At 65.4% G+C, this 16,170-nt stretch carries 14 protein-coding genes; 6 read left to right on the top strand and 8 right to left on the bottom strand.

What is annotated here, in order from left to right; all coding sequences use genetic code 11:
* Positions 1–18: 18 nt before the first annotated feature.
* Complete coding sequence (locus V8U06_RS18875; RefSeq protein WP_427141985.1) at positions 19–1,470, bottom strand: APC family permease; 1,452 nt, start codon at positions 1,468–1,470, stop codon at positions 19–21.
* Positions 1,471–1,688: 218 nt separating this feature from the next.
* Here V8U06_RS18875 and V8U06_RS18870 point away from each other — a divergent pair, with 218 nt between their 5' ends.
* Positions 1,689–2,438, top strand: coding sequence for an IclR family transcriptional regulator (locus tag V8U06_RS18870; protein WP_427141984.1), 750 nt, complete (start codon positions 1,689–1,691; stop codon positions 2,436–2,438).
* Positions 2,439–2,443: 5 nt separating this feature from the next.
* On the opposite strand, the gene V8U06_RS18865 is transcribed toward V8U06_RS18870, so the two are convergent.
* Positions 2,444–2,908 (bottom strand): Lrp/AsnC family transcriptional regulator, encoded by a 465-nt coding sequence (locus V8U06_RS18865; RefSeq protein WP_226921991.1) that lies wholly within the window; start codon positions 2,906–2,908, stop codon positions 2,444–2,446.
* Between the two features lie 125 nt (positions 2,909–3,033).
* On the opposite strand from V8U06_RS18865, the gene alr reads away from it, so the two are divergent.
* Together alr and V8U06_RS18855 are read left to right on the top strand one after the other, a co-directional pair.
* Complete coding sequence (gene alr / locus V8U06_RS18860; RefSeq protein ID WP_427141983.1) at positions 3,034–4,143, top strand: alanine racemase; 1,110 nt, start codon at positions 3,034–3,036, stop codon at positions 4,141–4,143.
* 27 nt (positions 4,144–4,170) lie between these two features.
* Positions 4,171–5,421 carry a D-amino acid dehydrogenase gene (locus V8U06_RS18855; protein ID WP_427141982.1) on the top strand — a complete coding sequence of 417 codons (1,251 nt, stop codon included), beginning with the start codon at positions 4,171–4,173 and terminating at the stop codon, positions 5,419–5,421.
* A gap of 15 nt (positions 5,422–5,436) precedes the next feature.
* On the opposite strand, the gene V8U06_RS18850 is transcribed toward V8U06_RS18855, so the two are convergent.
* From V8U06_RS18850 to V8U06_RS18840, 3 genes are read right to left on the bottom strand one after another with little or no spacing between them, the layout of a single operon-like run.
* Positions 5,437–6,516 (bottom strand): DUF2218 domain-containing protein, encoded by a 1,080-nt coding sequence (locus tag V8U06_RS18850; RefSeq protein WP_427141981.1) that lies wholly within the window; start codon positions 6,514–6,516, stop codon positions 5,437–5,439.
* Between the two features lie 10 nt (positions 6,517–6,526).
* Entirely contained in the window at positions 6,527–7,681 is a 1,155-nt protein-coding gene (locus V8U06_RS18845) for an ABC transporter substrate-binding protein (protein WP_427141980.1), read from the bottom strand.
* Entirely contained in the window at positions 7,675–9,906 is a 2,232-nt protein-coding gene (locus V8U06_RS18840) for a TonB-dependent siderophore receptor (RefSeq protein WP_427141979.1), read from the bottom strand. Before V8U06_RS18840 ends, V8U06_RS18845 begins: the two co-directional genes overlap by 7 nt.
* Positions 9,907–10,090: 184 nt before the next feature.
* Here V8U06_RS18840 and V8U06_RS18835 point away from each other — a divergent pair, with 184 nt between their 5' ends.
* Positions 10,091–11,119 carry a helix-turn-helix transcriptional regulator gene (locus tag V8U06_RS18835; RefSeq protein WP_427141978.1) on the top strand — a complete coding sequence of 343 codons (1,029 nt, stop codon included), beginning with the start codon at positions 10,091–10,093 and terminating at the stop codon, positions 11,117–11,119.
* 76 nt (positions 11,120–11,195) lie between these two features.
* On the opposite strand, the gene V8U06_RS18830 is transcribed toward V8U06_RS18835, so the two are convergent.
* Positions 11,196–11,834, bottom strand: coding sequence for a hypothetical protein (locus tag V8U06_RS18830; protein WP_427141977.1), 639 nt, complete (start codon positions 11,832–11,834; stop codon positions 11,196–11,198).
* Positions 11,835–11,844: 10 nt separating this feature from the next.
* The gene (locus V8U06_RS18825) at positions 11,845–12,354 is read right to left on the bottom strand and encodes an NUDIX hydrolase (RefSeq protein ID WP_226921999.1); all 510 of its coding nucleotides are present in this window, start codon (positions 12,352–12,354) and stop codon (positions 11,845–11,847) included.
* A gap of 255 nt (positions 12,355–12,609) precedes the next feature.
* On the opposite strand from V8U06_RS18825, the gene V8U06_RS18820 reads away from it, so the two are divergent.
* Both V8U06_RS18820 and V8U06_RS18815 read left to right on the top strand, forming a co-directional pair.
* Positions 12,610–13,887 (top strand): 4-aminobutyrate--2-oxoglutarate transaminase, encoded by a 1,278-nt coding sequence (locus V8U06_RS18820; RefSeq protein ID WP_427141976.1) that lies wholly within the window; start codon positions 12,610–12,612, stop codon positions 13,885–13,887.
* Positions 13,888–13,982: 95 nt separating this feature from the next.
* Positions 13,983–15,464, top strand: a complete 1,482-nt coding sequence (locus V8U06_RS18815; RefSeq protein WP_427141975.1) for an NAD-dependent succinate-semialdehyde dehydrogenase — start codon at positions 13,983–13,985, stop codon at positions 15,462–15,464.
* Between the two features lie 61 nt (positions 15,465–15,525).
* On the opposite strand, the gene maiA is transcribed toward V8U06_RS18815, so the two are convergent.
* Positions 15,526–16,170 carry a maleylacetoacetate isomerase gene (maiA, locus tag V8U06_RS18810; protein WP_427141974.1) on the bottom strand — a complete coding sequence of 215 codons (645 nt, stop codon included), beginning with the start codon at positions 16,168–16,170 and terminating at the stop codon, positions 15,526–15,528.

Below are 16,170 nucleotides of genomic sequence, written 5' to 3'. Positions count from 1 at the left end.
CGCTCCTTCAGGCCAGTCTCAGATTTCCTGCCGCACGCCAAGGCGGGCAAAAGCCTTGCCGTCGCTCGACTTGAGGCGCAGGGCGCACAGGAAGCCGAAGGCCGCAGCGATCAGCACCAGGCCTGGCAGCAGCACGGCCAGCGCCCCTTCGGCCCCGGCGAGCGCGCCGAAGTTCGTGGCAATATAGACCACCAGCGCGGCAAGGATCAGCCCCGTCACGACCGGCAACACCGCCGTCACCAGCTTGTTGCCTTCGAGAGCCGGGTTGCGGCCGAAGAAGGCGACGATGGAGAAGGCCGTCAGCGCCATCAGGAGAATGATCGCCAGCGTGCCGACATTCGTCAGCCAGGAGAACAGCGCCAGCACCGGATCCTGCCCCGTGAAGGCGAAGAGCGCGACGACGACGATGGCGATGACCGTCTGGACGATCGAGCCGACATGCGGGCTCTGGAAGACCGGATGGGTGACGCCCAGCGCCTTGGGCAGCAGGCCTTCGCGGCCGGCGACGTAGAGATAGCGGGCAACGCCGTTGTGGAAGGCGACGACTCCGGCAAAGAGGCTGGTGATGAGCAGGATGCTCATGATGGTGGTGATACTGCCGCCGACATAGCGATCCGCCAGGCCGAAGAGGAAGGTGGTCGGATCGGCAAGGCCCTGGATCTCGCCGACCAGCTTGTCGGCGCCGGCGCCATTGACCATCAGCCAGGAGGTCAGCATGTAGAAGAGGCCGATGATCAGCACGGAGATATAGGTGGCGCGCGGCACGGTCTTTTCCGGCTCGCGGGCTTCCTCGCTGTAGATGGTCGTCGCCTCGAAGCCGATGAAGGCGGCGAAGCAGAACAGGATGCCGATGGCCGGCGTGCCGCTCATGAAGGCCGACGGCGTGAAGGGGACGGCGGAAAGGCCGCTATCGCCACCCTGCACCAGAATGGCGGCGTCGATGACCAGCACGACGAGATATTCCAGCACGACCAGCACGGCGAGCACGCGGGCGGAGAAATCCACCCGGCGGTAGCCGAAGACGGCGACCACGGCGATGCCGATATAGGTCCAGACCCACCAGGGCAATTCAAGGCCGTAGCCGGCGAAGAAGCCGGCCGTCGCGGCGCCGAAGAGGCCGAAAACGCCGATCTGCATGGCATTATAGGCGAGGATCGCGATGAGCGCGGCGGCACCGCCGGCAAGACCGCCAAGACCCTGCGCCGTATAGGCATAGAAGGCGCCGGCATTGCTGATATGGCGGGCCATGGCGACATAGCCGACCGCGAACAGCAGCAGCACCGTCGTCACGAAGGCGAAGGTCAGCGGAATGCCCGGCCCGTTGCCGAGCATCATCGACAGCGGCACGCCGCCGGCAACCGCCGTCAACGGCGCGGCGGCCGAGACGACGAGGAAGGTAACGGCCCCGACCCCGAGGCTGTTCTTGCGCAACTGGTTCGTGCCACCCTGCGGCACGGTGGTATCGGTCATGATCCTCTCCCATCCTGACGGCACGCCGCTTGCGGCTGCCGCCCTCCAATGCCGTCGCGCCAGGCGAACGGCGGTTCCCGTTGAAAGTCGCTTGCGGTTCATTATTTGAACCCGTATTTTAATTATAGATTTGCAAACACCTGCCCTGCCGTCAAGTTATTTCTCATGTTAAGTATCTTGCGGGATGAGGTGGAAAACGGACGTTCGGGGAGGAACACATGAGCACCATCGGCAAGGCCCTTATTCTGCTCGACCTGGTCGCGGGCCTCGACAAGGATATCGGCCTGACCGACCTTGCGCGCCTTTCCGATCTCGACAAGGCGACGACACGGCGCTTCCTGGTGGAACTGGAGAAGCACGGCTTCGTGGAGCAGGACGGCGAGACGCGCAAATACCGGCTCGGCGCCGCACCGGTGCGCCTCGCGCGCATCCGCCAGGCGCGATTTCCCTTCATCGCCGTCGCCGCCCCCTTCGTACGGGTGCTGGCGGAGGAAACGGACGAGACGGTTCATCTGTCGGAATTTTCCGGCGGGCGGCTCGCCACCATCCATGTCGAGACATCCTCGCAGGCCCATCGCGTGATCGTCGATGTCGGCTCCACCCTGCCCTTCCATGCCACCGCCTCGGGCATCGCCTTCCTCTCCTACCTGCCGCAGGGCGAAATCGACCGCGCGCTGTCAAAACCGCTGGAACGCTTTTCGCCGCACACGACGGTCGATGCCGGCGAGGTGCGCAGCCTTGTGCGGGAAACGACGGAGCGGGGGTTCTCGATCAACCGGCAGGGCTTCGAGATCGGCGTCATCAGCACCGCCGCGCCGATCCTGGCGCCCAATGGCCGGCCGGTCGGATCGCTTGCCGTGGCCGCACCCATCGCACGGGCGGACACCGCCAAGATGCTGGAGATCGGCGCCAGGACACGCGCCGCCGCAAAGGCCATCGCGGAGAGCTACTACGGAGCCAAGCGCTAGGCGTTTTAGCGCCGGCCACGCGGCTTCGTCGCCAGCACATTGCGGATCGCGAAGCTCGAATGGATGCGCGACACGCCGGGCATGGCGGAGAGGATTTCCTTGTGGATGCGCTCGAATTCGCCGGCGCTGGCGATCTCGACGCGCAGCAGATAGTCCGAACCACCCGTCATCAGGAAGCATTCGCGGATTTCCGGGTGCTTGCGCACCGCCGCCTCGAAGCGGTCGAGATGGTCCTCCGTCTGCCGTTCCAGCGTGATGTTGATGATGACGGCGATCATGGATTCGGCGTTGCCGGCATCGACGAGCGCCGTGTAGCCGCGGATGACGCCGGCCTGTTCCATCAGCTTGATGCGCCGCAGACACGCCGATGGCGACAGGCCGACCTCGGCCGCAAGGCTGGCATTGCTCATGCGCGCATCGAGCCGGAGGAGCCGAAGAATATTGCGGTCGATCGCATCAAGAGCGGCCATGGCAGATCATTCCAAAAAATCACCGTTTCTTTCAACAATCATGCAATCACGCAACAATCAAGCACTGTTTCGTCGGCAATTTCGTGATCGTTTCACTACTTTCCCGCAAACGGGGGAGACGGGGCATGCACCGCACGGAAGACGATTACGGCAACGCGTCGGGCTACCTGACGATCGACCTGACGGCCCTTGCCCGCAACTACCGGCGGCTTTCGGCCGAGGTCGCGCCCGGCCAGGCTGCGGCCGTCGTCAAGGCGGATGCCTATGGGCTTGGCGCCGACCGGGTCGGCCCCGCACTCTATGCCGAAGGCTGCCGTCACTTCTTCGTCGCCCAGTTCGTCGAAGCCCTGCGCCTGAAGCCCCATCTTCCCGGCGACGCGGCACTCTTCGTGCTGAACGGCCTCCAGCCCGGCAACGAGACCGCCGCGGCCGAGCGCGGCATCGTGCCCGTCATCAATTCGCTGGAACAGTGGCATCAGTGGGCGGGAGCCGCCAGGAAGCTCGGCCGCAGCCTGCCCGCGGTCCTGCAATTCGATACGGGCATGTCGCGCCTCGGCCTGCCGCCCGAGGAGCGAACGACGCTCGCCGGTCTCATCGCCGCGGAAAGCGCTATCGAGGTGCTCTTCGTCATGAGCCATCTCGCATCTGCCGACGATGCGGAGAGCGGGCAGAACGATGACCAGCGCACCGAGATGACGCGTGTCGCGGCAGACTTCCCGCAGTTTCCGCTCTGCTTTGCCAATTCGGGCGGCATCTTCCTCGGCAAGCCCTATCACGGCGTGCTCGCCCGTCCCGGCATTGCGCTTTATGGCGGCGCACCGACCGCCGGCCGGGCGAACCCGATGGAGCCCGTCGTCAGCCTCGAGGTCGCCGTGGTGCAGACCCGCACCGTGCCGGCCGGCACCCGCGTCGGCTACAGCGCGACCCATGTCACGACAGGCGAGACGCGGCTCGCCACCCTCGCCGCCGGCTATGCGGATGGCTTGCTGCGCAGCCTCTCCGGCCGCGGCGCTGTCTACCATGAGGGCGTGCGCCTGCCGATCGTCGGGCGCGTCTCCATGGACAGCATCACCATCGACATCTCCGCCCTTCCCGAAGGCAAAATCACGTTCGGCAGCCGGGTGGAGGTGCTGGGTCCCCATCAGACGCTGGAGGACGTCGCGCGCGACGCCGGCACCATCGCCTATGAAATCCTGACCAGCCTCGGCCACCGCTATGCGCGGCGCTACCGCTGACGCCTTTTCTTTCCCTGTGAGGACATCATGAAAGTCATCGTTCTCGGCGCCGGCATCGTCGGCGTCACCTCCGCCTATCAGCTCGCCAAGGCCGGCCACGAGGTCACGGTCGTCGACCGCCAGCCCGGCCCCGCGCTGGAAACGAGCTTCGCCAATGCCGGCGAGGTCTCCTTCGGCTACTGCTCGCCCTGGGCCGCGCCCGGCATTCCCATGAAGGCGATGAAATGGCTGTTCATGCAGCATGCGCCGCTGATCCTGCGGCCCAAGGTCGACATGGCGATGCTGTCCTGGATGACGCAGATGCTGCGCAACTGCACCTCCGCGCGCTATGCGCTCAACAAGAGCCGCATGCTGCGCCTTGCCGACTACAGCCGCGTTTCGCTGGCGGCCCTGCGCGAAGAAACCGGCATTGCCTATGACGAGCGCATGCAGGGCACGCTGCAGCTCTTCCGCACCGAGGCCCAGCTCGATGCCTCCGCCAAGGACGTCAAGGCGCTTGCCGCCGATGGCATTCCCTACGAAGTGCTCGATCCCGAGGGCTGCATCCGGGTCGAACCGGCGCTGAAGCATGTGCGCGAGAAGATCGTCGGCGGCCTGTTGACGCCGAAGGACGAGACGGGCGACTGCTTCAAGTTCTCCAATGCGCTGGCAGCAAAGGCCGCAGCGCTCGGCGTCACTTTCAGATACGGCAGCATCATCCGCGGCCTTGATGTGGAAGGCGGCCGCGTCACCGGCGTCATCACGGCGCACGGCAGGCTCCCGGCTGACGCCGTCGTCGTCGCGCTCGGCAGCTTCTCGCCGCTCCTCGTGCGCCCGCACGGCATCCGCCTGCCGGTCTATCCGGTCAAGGGCTACTCGCTGACCATCCCGATTACCGATCCCGCGCGCGCGCCGGAATCCACCGTGATGGACGAGACCTACAAGATCGCCATCACGCGCCTCGGCGACCGTATCCGCGTCGGCGGCATGGCGGAAATCTCCGGCTACACCAACGATCTCGGCGAGCCCCGCCGCCTGACGCTGCAGCACTCCGTCACCGACCTCTTCCCCGGCGGCGACGTTTCGAAGGCAAGCTTCTGGTCGGGCCTCCGTCCGATGACGCCCGATGGCACGCCCGTCATCGGCCCGACCAAGGTCGCCGGCCTCTTCCTCAACACCGGACACGGCACCCTCGGCTGGACGATGAGCTCGGGTTCGGCCCGCGTCGTCGCCGACCTCGTCTCGGGCAAGGCGCCCGAGATCGACGCCAGGGACCTTGCCGTCGCGCGCTACGCCTGACGGCCTGCCACGCTCTCAGTCGTCTCCCGCCGTGCCGCGCCGCCAGTAGGAGACGACGAGATGGTCGGTGTTCGGCAGGCGCTTTTCCTGCCGGGCAAAGGCGCGGATCGCCCGGAAGGCCTCGAATTCGCAACCGGCCCAGAGATAGATCTTTTCGCCTTCGGCCGGGAACGGGGTCGCGCGGACCGCATCGATCAGCAGGGTCGTGCTGCCGGCGGCCCTGCCGTCCCGGAAAAGCCATTCGACGACCATGCCGGACGGAGTGGTCAGGGGCTGAACCTCTGCCGCATCGGCGACTTCCAGAAACACCTTGCCCCGTGTCCCCGCCGGCAGGTTTTCCAGCATGCGGGCAATGGCCGGCAGGGCGGTCTCATCGCCGGCGAAGAGATACCAGTCCGCCGCAACGAGGCCACCGCCGCCGGGACCGACCACGCCGATCCGGTCACCGACCGCCGCCCGCGCCGCAAGACCGGAGCCCGGCCCCGCATCGTCATGCAGCACGAAATCGATATCGAGCGTGCCGGCCGCAAGGTCGAGCGCGCGGACTGTGTATTTGCGCATCAGAGGGCGCAGGTCCGGCCGCTCCCAGACGATCACGCCATTGGTGCCGACGCGCGGCCATTGCGGTTCCTCGATCTCGGGGTGCTGCACCATGATGTTGAGGTGAAGCGCTTCAAGGCCCGCGAAACGCGAGACGTTCTCGCCCGCCAGCGTCAGCCGGCGCATATGCGGCGTCACCATGCGGCAGCCGACCACCTCCAGGATCTGGAAATTCGGCGGGCGGACGATTTCCCCGCCATCGCCCGTCCAGGCGATGACCGGCGGATCGTCGCCGGCAAATTCCAGGATATGCGAGGCGACGGACATGCGGGCGAGATAAAGCCCTTCGAGATCGGGCGCAGCGACATCGACCAGCGTCGTTTCACCCTCACGGGAGAAACGCGCGCGGATGGCACCGAGCCGCAGTTCGGGACCGTCAGGCCCGTCGCGCACCTCGGCATTGTGCTCCACCATGTGCTCGCAGAATTCCGCGATGACGGGGCCGGGATTGCTGAGCGCGATCCGGGCCTGTGCGGTGTATTGCCTGCCTTGCATGTGTCCGTCCCTACTGCGGCTTGAAATCGATCCAGAACGTGCCTTCGAGCGGCACCGCCAGGAATTGCGCGTTGATCTCGGCGAGCGTCTCGGCCGGGTCGACATCCGCGAAGAGATCGGGATGCATCCATTTGGCGAAACACTCGAAGACGAGGATGTTGAGCACCGAGATGGAAAGCTGGTGCGAGACGGCATGGGCCTTTCCGGCCTGCACGGCCGTCAGCGCCTCGCGCATGCCCTTGCCGAGAATATCGGCAAAGGACCTTTGCGCGTCCGCCTCGGAAATGCCGCCGCCGAGCACGAGACCGCCCTGCGCGGCGAGGTGCGGGCCGCCGGTGGCGATATAGACCTTCGGGTCCGCGCCGAGCACGTATTCGGGGCTGAGCTGCCCGTCATACCCCGGCACGTCGGCGCCGATGCTCGCACTGCCGGCGAGACGAAGATACTCCGTCATCCGGTTGCCCTTGCCGGGCGTCGAACAGCATGTCGCGCCGGCATGGGCGTCGACGAGCACGGAAACCGGCTCGACGGCCGCCGTCCGGTCGGTGATGCGTTTGTAGCGGACGCGCAGGAAATCGCCGAAGGCCTTGCCCTTCGCCTCCTGCCCCACCGCCTTTGCAAGCAGCTCGACGGAGAAGGCCGTCGTTTCCGCCGGCCCCTTGCCGTCGTTCACCGGCCCGTCGAGAAAGAGCACCGGCACGCCCGCCGCTTCCAGCGTGGCGACGACCTCGCTCCAGCCGGTCTCCCAGATGGAAACGACGAAGAGGTCCGGCTTGACCGACAGCAGGGCCTCGACCGAGGTCTTGCCCGGCAACACGCCGCCCACGGCAGGAATGCCCCCGATGGCGGGAAAGCGGCGGCGATAGGCCTCGAACATGCCGCGGTCGATGCGCTGCGGCGCCGCCCAGCCGGCAATGCGGCTGACGGGATCGGGATCGACGAGGGCGAGCGAAATCAGGATCAGGCTTTCATTCGTGACGATGCGCTGCGCGGGCGCAGCAAGGCGCACCTGCCGGCCGGCGGCATCGAAAAGCACGATCTCCGCCCGCGCCGGCAGGACCAAGGCGGCAAGGGCCACGAACAGCCAGACCGACAGCCGGCAAAGGGCCGCCGGAAAGCCGACGACCCCTCCCCCCGGATCGTTTGCGCGCAGAGACCTCACCACGAGTATTTCAGGCTCGCGGTGATGGCGCGGCCCGCGCCGTAGTTGCAGCTTCCACCCGTTATGTTGAGGCAATGGGAGACATATTCCTTGTCGAAGAGGTTGGTCACGTTGACCTTGAGCTTGGTGCCGGCGAAATCCGTGCCGAGCGCGGCAAAGTCGTATTCCGCACCGATGTCGACGAGCGTGCGCGCGGGAATGCGCAAGTCCGCCCGGTAGGTGCTGTCCGTCTGGTAGGAGGAGAGCGCGCGAACGCCGGCGCTCAGCGTCAGGCCTTCCACGGCGCTCGGCTGATAGGCGACCCAGACACTGCCCTGATGTTCCGGCAGGCGCAGCATCTCGCGGCCGACTTCCACGGCGCGGTTGCTCCTGACCACCTCGGAGTCCGAATAGGCATAGGACGCAAGCAGGCTCAGCTCCGGCGTCAGCTCGTACTTGCCCTCGATTTCGAGGCCGCGCACCCGCTGTTCGCCCGTCTGCAGATTGAAGGTCGTGTTCACCGGATCCGGCGTCAGGGCGTTTTCCAGCGTCATGTCGAAGAGCGAGACGGCGATCATGCCGCGCCCGTCAACCGGCTCATACTTGAAGCCGATCTCATACTGCTCGGCGGTCTGCGCCTCGAAGGTGTTGCCCAGCTGGTCCCGCCCGAGCGTCGGCAGGAAGGAGGTGGAGTAGCTGGCATAGGGCGCAAAGCCGTTGTCGAAGAGATAGGTGACGCCGGCGCGCCAGGTCAGCTTCTGGTCCTCGTTGGTCGTGACGGTGGCGGGCGACTTCATCCGGTCCGTGGTGTCGATGTCGGAGAAATCGTAACGCATGCCAAAGGTGCCGACCCAGTTGTCGTAGCGGATCTGGTCCTGCGCATAGAGGCCGATCTGCTGCTGCTCCTGCAGGCCCGAACGCTGGATGGCGGGAATGGCGATGGGCGCCGTGCCATATTGCGGGTTCAGGAGATCGAGCGGCGGCACGCCGGAACCGTTGCCGAAATTGGTCGAGGAGCTTGCCCGCAGGTAATCGAGGCCGAGCAGCAGGGTATGATCGAGGGCGCCCGTATCGAAACGGGCTTCCAGCTGGGTATCGACCTTGAAGGACGAAACCCAGTCGTCGGAAACCGCCGAGGCGCGGTTCAGCGTATGGCCGTCGGGCTGGTAGGCGAAGGCCGGATTGACGAGCGCCAGGAACATGTACTGGTCGGAACGGGAGTAGCGCAGGTTCTGCCGCACCGTCCACGTCTCGTTGAAGGCATGCTCGAACTCGTAGCCGAGCGTATAGAAATCGCGGTCGAAGATCTCGGCATTCGGATCGCCGAAATAGATGTCGCGCGGGATCTGGCCGAAGGGGCTGTCGATCAGCGTGCCGATGGCGGGATAGAAGCGCGGCGAAAAGATCGGGCGGTCCTTCTGGTAGGAACCGTAGACGGTGAAGGAGGTCTCGTCCGACGGCGCCCAGGTGAGGCTCGGCGCGAGCATGAGCTGCTTTTCGCGCTCGCGGTCGACCTGGGTCCCCATGTTCTTGCCGAGCGCGATGATGCGGTAGAGCCAGTCGCCGTCCTCGGTCAGCGGGCCGGTCATGTCGAGCGTGCCCTGGATGCCGCCATGCGAGGAGGTCTGGACGCCGACCTCGTTATGCGCCGTCTCCTGCGGCCGCTTGCTGACCTGATTGATGAGGCCGCCCGGCACGGCGCGGCCATAGAGCACGGATGCCGGCCCCTTGATGACGTCGATGCGCTCCAGCGCGAAGGAATTGACGCTGGGCGTCGCGTAGTTGCTGCTGTCGCCGGGCAGGACGAGGCCGTCGAGCCACATGGTGCCGTAGGCGTTGTAGCCGCGAATATAGAGCCAATCGTAGCGGATATCGTAGCCGTTCGGATCCGGCAGGATGCCCGGCGTATAGCGCAGCGCTTCCGCAACCGTATTGGCGCCCTGCGCATCCATCTGGTCGCGCGTGACGACGCTGATCGCCTGCGGCGTTTCGTGAAGCGGCGTATTGGTCTTGGAGGCGCTGCGGCTGCGTTTGGCGACGATGCCCTGGTCTGGCCCGCGGCCGCTATCCTCGCCGCCCTCGACGGTGATGGTCTGGAGCGTCGTCGTATCCTGCGCCCACGTCGGATTGGCCGCAGCGGTCGCCGCCAGCACCACGGTGGAAGCAAGCCAAAGGCGCCGGCGCCTGGTCGCGCGCGTCTCCATCCTCATTGCATCCATGCCGTTCTTCTGTTCCAAGCCCATCGTCATGCCCCATAGCTTCTCTTAAACTTGACCTGATAAATCAAGTTAAGTTATTCCTTAGGGCATCAATCGCACGACCGACAATGTCGGTTCCTTTGCGCGACGCGCAGATGCCTTTGCGCTCCGGCAAATCTCTGCCCGTGGTAAAGGGGCGATCATCATTCGCGGTCATGCCGGAAGGCGGAACCGCGTGAGCTTTGAAGGACTGGACATGGCGGCCGCTGAGAGCGAAGCGGGAAACCACAATGACGGCCGCGTGCGCGTGCGCGATTTCATGCGCCACGAGGGCATCGCGCTGGACAGTCCCGACGACCGGCTCTCGCTGGACGACACGCTGATGAAGGGGGCCTTCCTGCACCGCGAGTTGCGGCAGGGCCTCGTGCTGCATGTCAGCGACGCCATCGAGGAGCGCGCCTTCACCGCCACCTCCATGCTGCCGGAAGAGCTTTCCTGCATCTTCTTCCTCGAAGGCAGCGTCGATCTTTCGATCGGCGACCGACGCTTCGCCTTCCAGGCCGAGCGCGGCGTGGCGCGCGGCGTCGCGATCATGAACGCCTGCCCGGAGAATTTTGCCCGGGCCTCGCGCGGACGGCAGCACCTGCGCCATCTCGTCGTCTCTGCCTCGCCCGAATGGCTGCACCGCGACGCACTGGAAGCCGTCAGCGATACGAGCGGCGGCAACCGGCTGCTGCGCGACCACCTTGCCGAATATCGCTGGACGCTGACGCCGCGCATGGTCGAACTGGTCCGGCAGATCTTCACACCATCGCCGCTCATTCCCGAATTGCGCGATCTCTATCTGGAAGGCCGCGCCGTCGAGCTTGTCGCCGAAACCATGGCGGCGATGCTGCAGGCAGACCGCCGTGACATGGGCGGCAACCTGCTGACCCGGCAGGACGCCGTCTGCCTGCAGCGCGCCAAGGATTTCATCGAGAGCCGCGCCGCAGAACCGCTCAGCGTCGAGGCGATCGCGCGGGAGGCAGGTATCAGCGCGAGCGGCTTGCAGCGCCTCTTTCGCGCCGCCGAGGGTCGCAGCGTCTTCGATCATGTGCGCAACATCCGGCTGGAGCGGGCCTATGCCGCGCTCGCGACGGGCGAGGCAAGCGTGCAGGAGGCAAGCGGTATCGCCGGCTACACCAGCGCCGCCAACTTCGCCACGGCCTTCCGCCGCCGCTTCGGCATCGTTCCCACCGCCTTGCGCGGCAAGGGCCGCAGCTAGAGTTTGTCAGGGAAAAGTGGGAATCGGTTTCCCCGAAAAGACAAACGAAAACAAAAGAATTTAGAGCATGTCTGGTTCAATTTGAACCTGACATGCTCCAACTCAAACCGTGTGGAAGGGCCGAGACGAAGGCGTCGAATGCATCGACGTCGTAGCGGAAGGGATTGAGGGTCACGTCGGCCGGATCCGGCAGCGCCTCCGGCAGATGCCAGAGCACCCGCCCGTCCAGAATGGTTTCGAGGGTCCTGTACCAGTGCACGAGAGCCGGCTGCAGCCGGACATGCAGGTCGAACCGGTCGCGGCTGCGCGTCGTATCTGCATCCCGCTGCCGTCGTGCCACGTCCGGCTCGATGATCTTCACGGCATAGAGATCGGCAAAACCCAGCCGGCGGCCGGCAATCGCCCGCCTGGTCGCGTCCCGCTGGAGCCGCCACTGTGCTTCCGACGCCTCGCCGATCTGCCAGAGCGACCACAGGAAGTGCAGTTTCAGCGGGTCGGTATCGCAGACTGCCCATCCCTCGCGCGCCTCGATGGCGACCGCATCGGCCCAGCGCCCGGCATTCCAGTCCGTCCAGTACCGCGCCGTGGCCTCGCCTTCGGCCGGCTGGAGTTGACGATCGCTCGGAAAGGTCTCCCGCACGAGCCGGCCTGCGGCCTTGTCCCGGCACCATGTCGTCTTGCCCGCGGCGCTGATGCCTTCCACGACGAGAATCATGGCCTCTCCGTCAGCGCGGCACGAATTCGACGAGCAAAGACTTCAACTCGATTTCGCGCACGCGACGCGCCGCCTCGTCCGGGCTGACCCAGGCGACGATGCGCTCGCCCTTTTCCTTGTATTTCTCGGCAATGTCGGTCGCCTCGATCTGGAACACATCGACCACGCAGGGCACGACCTCTCCGTCGTCCATCAGCTTGAGATAGGTATAGTGCCCCACCGGCTTCTTGCCGACCTTGCCCTGCACGCCAGCCTCCTGAAAGGCTTCGATGGCCGCGGCCTCCCACGGTTTCCTGCGCTTCATCGGCCAGCCCTTGGGAATGATCCAGCGGCCGCTGTCGCGTGACGTCACGACGAGAATCTCGGTCCCGCGCCGGTCGGGCAGGTAGCGAAAACAGAGGGCGGCATATTGCTGGCGGAAGGCACCCGAGAACAGCTTTTCCGGCGTCGCTGCCAGTTTCTGCAGCAAGGTCTTGGGCTTGCGGGGCTTCTCGGCCTTGGCCTTCTTCGTCGCTTTCAAGATCCTCGTCTCTGCGGGCATTGTCCTTGCGCCGAACATGTATGGCATTTGCCCGGCCTGTCAAAGCGGACATTGCCTATTTCCCGAGGGAACGGCAAAATGGTGTGCCGGCACTCGCGACGGCCTGAAAATCCGTCGTATTCGCCGCTTAAAATGCCGGTTGCATTCTTGCAGAAAAAATGTAGGAATTCCGCACGAGACTTGCAGAAAAAATGCAAGTTATTGAACGAAGCCTCCAGAGCTCAGGATAGCGCCATGACCGCAACGCCCCTTACCGACCGCAAGAACGCCGCCATCTCGCGCGGCGTCGGCATGACCACGCAGATCTACGCCGACCGTGCGGAGAATGCGGAAATCTGGGACAAGGAAGGCAACCGCTATATCGATTTCGCCGCCGGCATCGCGGTGGTCAACACCGGCCACCGCCATCCGCGCGTCATCGAAGCCGTCAAGAAGCAGCTCGACCGCTTCACCCACACCTGCCACCAGGTCGTTCCCTACGAGAACTATGTCGAGCTTGCCGAGCGCCTGAACGCCATTACCCCCGGCAACTTCGCCAAGAAGACGATCTTCGTCACGACCGGCGCGGAAGCCGTTGAAAACGCCGTCAAGATCGCCCGCGCCGCCACCGGTCGCCAGGCCGTCATCGCCTTTTCGGGCGGCTTCCACGGCCGCACCTTCATGGGCATGGCGCTGACCGGCAAGGTCGTGCCCTACAAGGTCGGCTTCGGCGCCATGCCGGCCGACGTCTTCCACGCGCCCTTCCCGGTCGAAGCCCATGGCACGACCGTCGAACAGTCGCTGAACGTGCTGAAGAAGCTCTTCGCCGCCGACGTCGATCCGAACCGCGTCGCGGCGATCATCGTCGAGCCTGTGCAGGGTGAAGGCGGCTTCTATCCGGTCCCGGTCAGCTTCATGAAGGCGCTGCGCGAAATCTGCGACCAGCACGGCATCCTGCTGATCGCCGACGAAGTGCAGACCGGCTTTGCCCGCACCGGCAAGCTCTTCGCCATGGAACACTACGGCATCGCTGCCGACCTCATGACCATGGCCAAGGGCCTTGGCGGCGGCTTCCCGATCGCGGCCGTCACCGGCCGCGCAGAAATCATGGATGCGCCCGGCCCCGGCGGCCTCGGCGGCACCTATGCCGGCAGCCCGATCGGCGTTGCCGCGGCCCATGCCGTGCTCGACGTCATCAAGGACGAAGACCTCTGCAACCGTGCGGAAAGCCTCGGTGCACGCCTCAAGCAGCGCCTTGCCTCGCTGCAGGACAAGATTCCGGAGATCGTCGACATCCGCGGCCCCGGCTTCATGAATGCCGTCGAGTTCAACGATGTCGCCACGAAGCAGCCGAGCGCCGACTTCGCCAACAAGGTGCGCCTGAAAGCCCTCGAAAAGGGCCTCATCCTGCTCACCTGCGGCGTGCACGGCAACGTCATCCGCTTCCTCGCGCCGATCACCATCCAGGACGAGGTCTTCGCCGAAGCCCTCGACATCCTCGAAGCCTCGATGATCGAAGCCCGCGCCGCCTGATCGGCGTCGCCCAGACCGAACCACATCCTCCCAAGACGGCACCCGGAGCAACCGCTCCGGGTGAACGACCGTTCTCGTCCGAAAGGAACGCAATCATGGCCTTCTATGACGCCCTCACCCGGCACCTGAAGTCGACCGAATTCCTGCGCGATGCCGGCTATGTCAACGGCAACTGGATCGGCGGCAACGGCGCCGAAACCTTCGACGTCCTCAACCCCGCGACCGGCGAAAAGCTGGCGACGCTGCCAGAAATGGGCGCGAGCGAAACCGCCGCCGCCATCGACGCCGCCTACCGGGTGCAGCCGCTCTGGGCCGCCCGCCCGGCCAAGGACCGTTCCGTGCTGCTGCGCAAGTGGTATGACCTCATCGTCGCCAATGCCGATGAGCTCGCCGCCATCCTGACGGCCGAAATGGGCAAGCCGCTGGCCGAAGCCAAGGGTGAAATCCTCTACGCCGCCTCCTATGTCGAATGGTACGCGGAAGAAGCAAAGCGCATCAACGGCGAGACGATCCCTGCCCCGTCCGCCGACAAGCGCATGCTCGTCGTCAAGCAGCCGGTCGGCGTTGTCGGCACGATCACGCCCTGGAACTTCCCGGCCGCGATGATCGCCCGCAAGGTCGCCCCGGCGCTTGCCGTCGGCTGCACGGTGGTCTCCAAGCCTGCCGAGCAGACGCCGCTTTCGGCCATCGCCCTTGCCGTGCTCGCCGAAAAGGCCGGCATTCCCGCCGGTGCCTTCAACATCATCCTCGGCACCGACGGCCCGGCCATCGGCAAGGAACTGTGCTTCAATCCGAAGGTGCGCAAGATCTCCTTCACCGGCTCGACGGAAGTCGGCCGCATCCTGATGCGCCAGTGCTCGGACCAGATCAAGAAGGTGAGCCTGGAGCTCGGCGGCAACGCGCCCTTCATCGTCTTCGACGACGCCAATCTCGACGCCGCCGTCGAGGGCGCGATGGCCTCGAAGTACCGCAATGCCGGCCAGACCTGCGTTTGCGCCAACCGGCTCTATGTCCAGTCGAACGTCTATGACGCCTTTGCCGAGAAGCTGGCGAAGAAGGTTGCCGAACTCTCGGTCGGCAACGGTTTCGACAAGGGCACGACCATCGGCCCGCTGATCGAGGAAGCCGCCATCGCGAAGGTCGAGGCGCATATCGCGGACGCCGTCTCCAAGGGCGCGACCGTCGTTGCCGGCGGCAAGCGCATCGAAGGCAACGGCACCTTCTTCGAGCCGACGGTGCTGAAGGGCGTCGCGCGCGGCATGACGGTGGCGAAGGAAGAGACTTTCGGCCCGCTCGCCCCGCTCTTCCGCTTCGACACGGTCGAGGATGTGGTCCAGCAGGCCAACGACACCGAATTCGGCCTCGCCGCCTATTTCTACGCCGGCGACCTCAAGAAGGTCTGGCAGGTGGCGGAAGCGCTGGAATACGGCATGGTCGGCGTCAACACCGGCATCATCTCCTCTGAAGCCGCTCCCTTCGGCGGCATCAAGCAGTCCGGCCTCGGCCGCGAAGGCTCCGCCCACGGCGCGGACGACTATCTGGAGATGAAGTATATCTGCATGGGCGACGTCGCCTGATGGTTCTGGATCGCCCCGCCTCGCGCGGGGCGATTTTTTTTGCGGGCGATATCCGTAAAGCTCAGGCGGGCTTGACCGTCTCTGGATGCGCGGCCTTGAAGGCCGGCAGCGCAAGGCAGGCGTCCGCAATGCGGCGCACCTGCTTGAGGCCGCTTATGTCGGCGCCCCAGCGTTCGGCGTTATAGACCTGCGGCACGAGGCAGAAGTCCGCCATGGTCGGCGTGTCGCCATGGCAGAAGGAGCCGGTCGCCGGGTTGTCGAGCAGCGTCTCGACGGCGGCAAGGCCCTCGCCGATGAACTTCTTCATCCAGGCGCTGCGCACCGCATCCCCGCCACCGGTAATGTCCATGACATGACCGACGATGCCCGTGTTGCACACGGCGTGGATTTCCATCGCGATGGCGTAGGAAATCGTGCGGACCCGCTGCCGGCCGAGTGGATCGGCCGGAAGGAAACGCGCCTGCTGGCGCGTTTCGGCGAGATATTCGATGATCGCCAGGGACTGCGTCAGCGTCTGACCGTCGATTGCCAGCGCCGGCACGAGGCCCTGCGGATTGCGGGCGCGGTGCTCCGGCGCGCGCTGTTCGCCCGCCAGGAGATCGACGGAGACCCGTTTGTAGGAAAGCCCGAGGCTTTCCAGCGCGATGCGCAGGCGGTAACTGGCGGAGGACCGCCAGTAATCGTAGAGCACGATCTCGTCGGCCAC

Source organism: Shinella sp. G-2 (genome assembly GCF_050172695.1).
GTDB lineage: Bacteria > Pseudomonadota > Alphaproteobacteria > Rhizobiales > Rhizobiaceae > Shinella.
Note: the sequence above shows the minus strand (reverse complement) of the source record. Positions and strands in the feature narration are given on the sequence as shown.

Coding starts and splice junctions, on each gene's coding strand:
- V8U06_RS18875 (WP_427141985.1), bottom strand. CDS start 1,470: ATGACCGATACCACCGTGCCGCAGGGTGGCACGAACCAGTTGCGCAAG.
- V8U06_RS18870 (WP_427141984.1), top strand. CDS start 1,689: ATGAGCACCATCGGCAAGGCCCTTATTCTGCTCGACCTGGTCGCGGGC.
- V8U06_RS18865 (WP_226921991.1), bottom strand. CDS start 2,908: ATGGCCGCTCTTGATGCGATCGACCGCAATATTCTTCGGCTCCTCCGG.
- alr (WP_427141983.1), top strand. CDS start 3,034: ATGCACCGCACGGAAGACGATTACGGCAACGCGTCGGGCTACCTGACG.
- V8U06_RS18855 (WP_427141982.1), top strand. CDS start 4,171: ATGAAAGTCATCGTTCTCGGCGCCGGCATCGTCGGCGTCACCTCCGCC.
- V8U06_RS18850 (WP_427141981.1), bottom strand. CDS start 6,516: ATGCAAGGCAGGCAATACACCGCACAGGCCCGGATCGCGCTCAGCAAT.
- V8U06_RS18840 (WP_427141979.1), bottom strand. CDS start 9,906: ATGACGATGGGCTTGGAACAGAAGAACGGCATGGATGCAATGAGGATG.
- V8U06_RS18830 (WP_427141977.1), bottom strand. CDS start 11,834: ATGATTCTCGTCGTGGAAGGCATCAGCGCCGCGGGCAAGACGACATGG.
- V8U06_RS18820 (WP_427141976.1), top strand. CDS start 12,610: ATGACCGCAACGCCCCTTACCGACCGCAAGAACGCCGCCATCTCGCGC.
- V8U06_RS18815 (WP_427141975.1), top strand. CDS start 13,983: ATGGCCTTCTATGACGCCCTCACCCGGCACCTGAAGTCGACCGAATTC.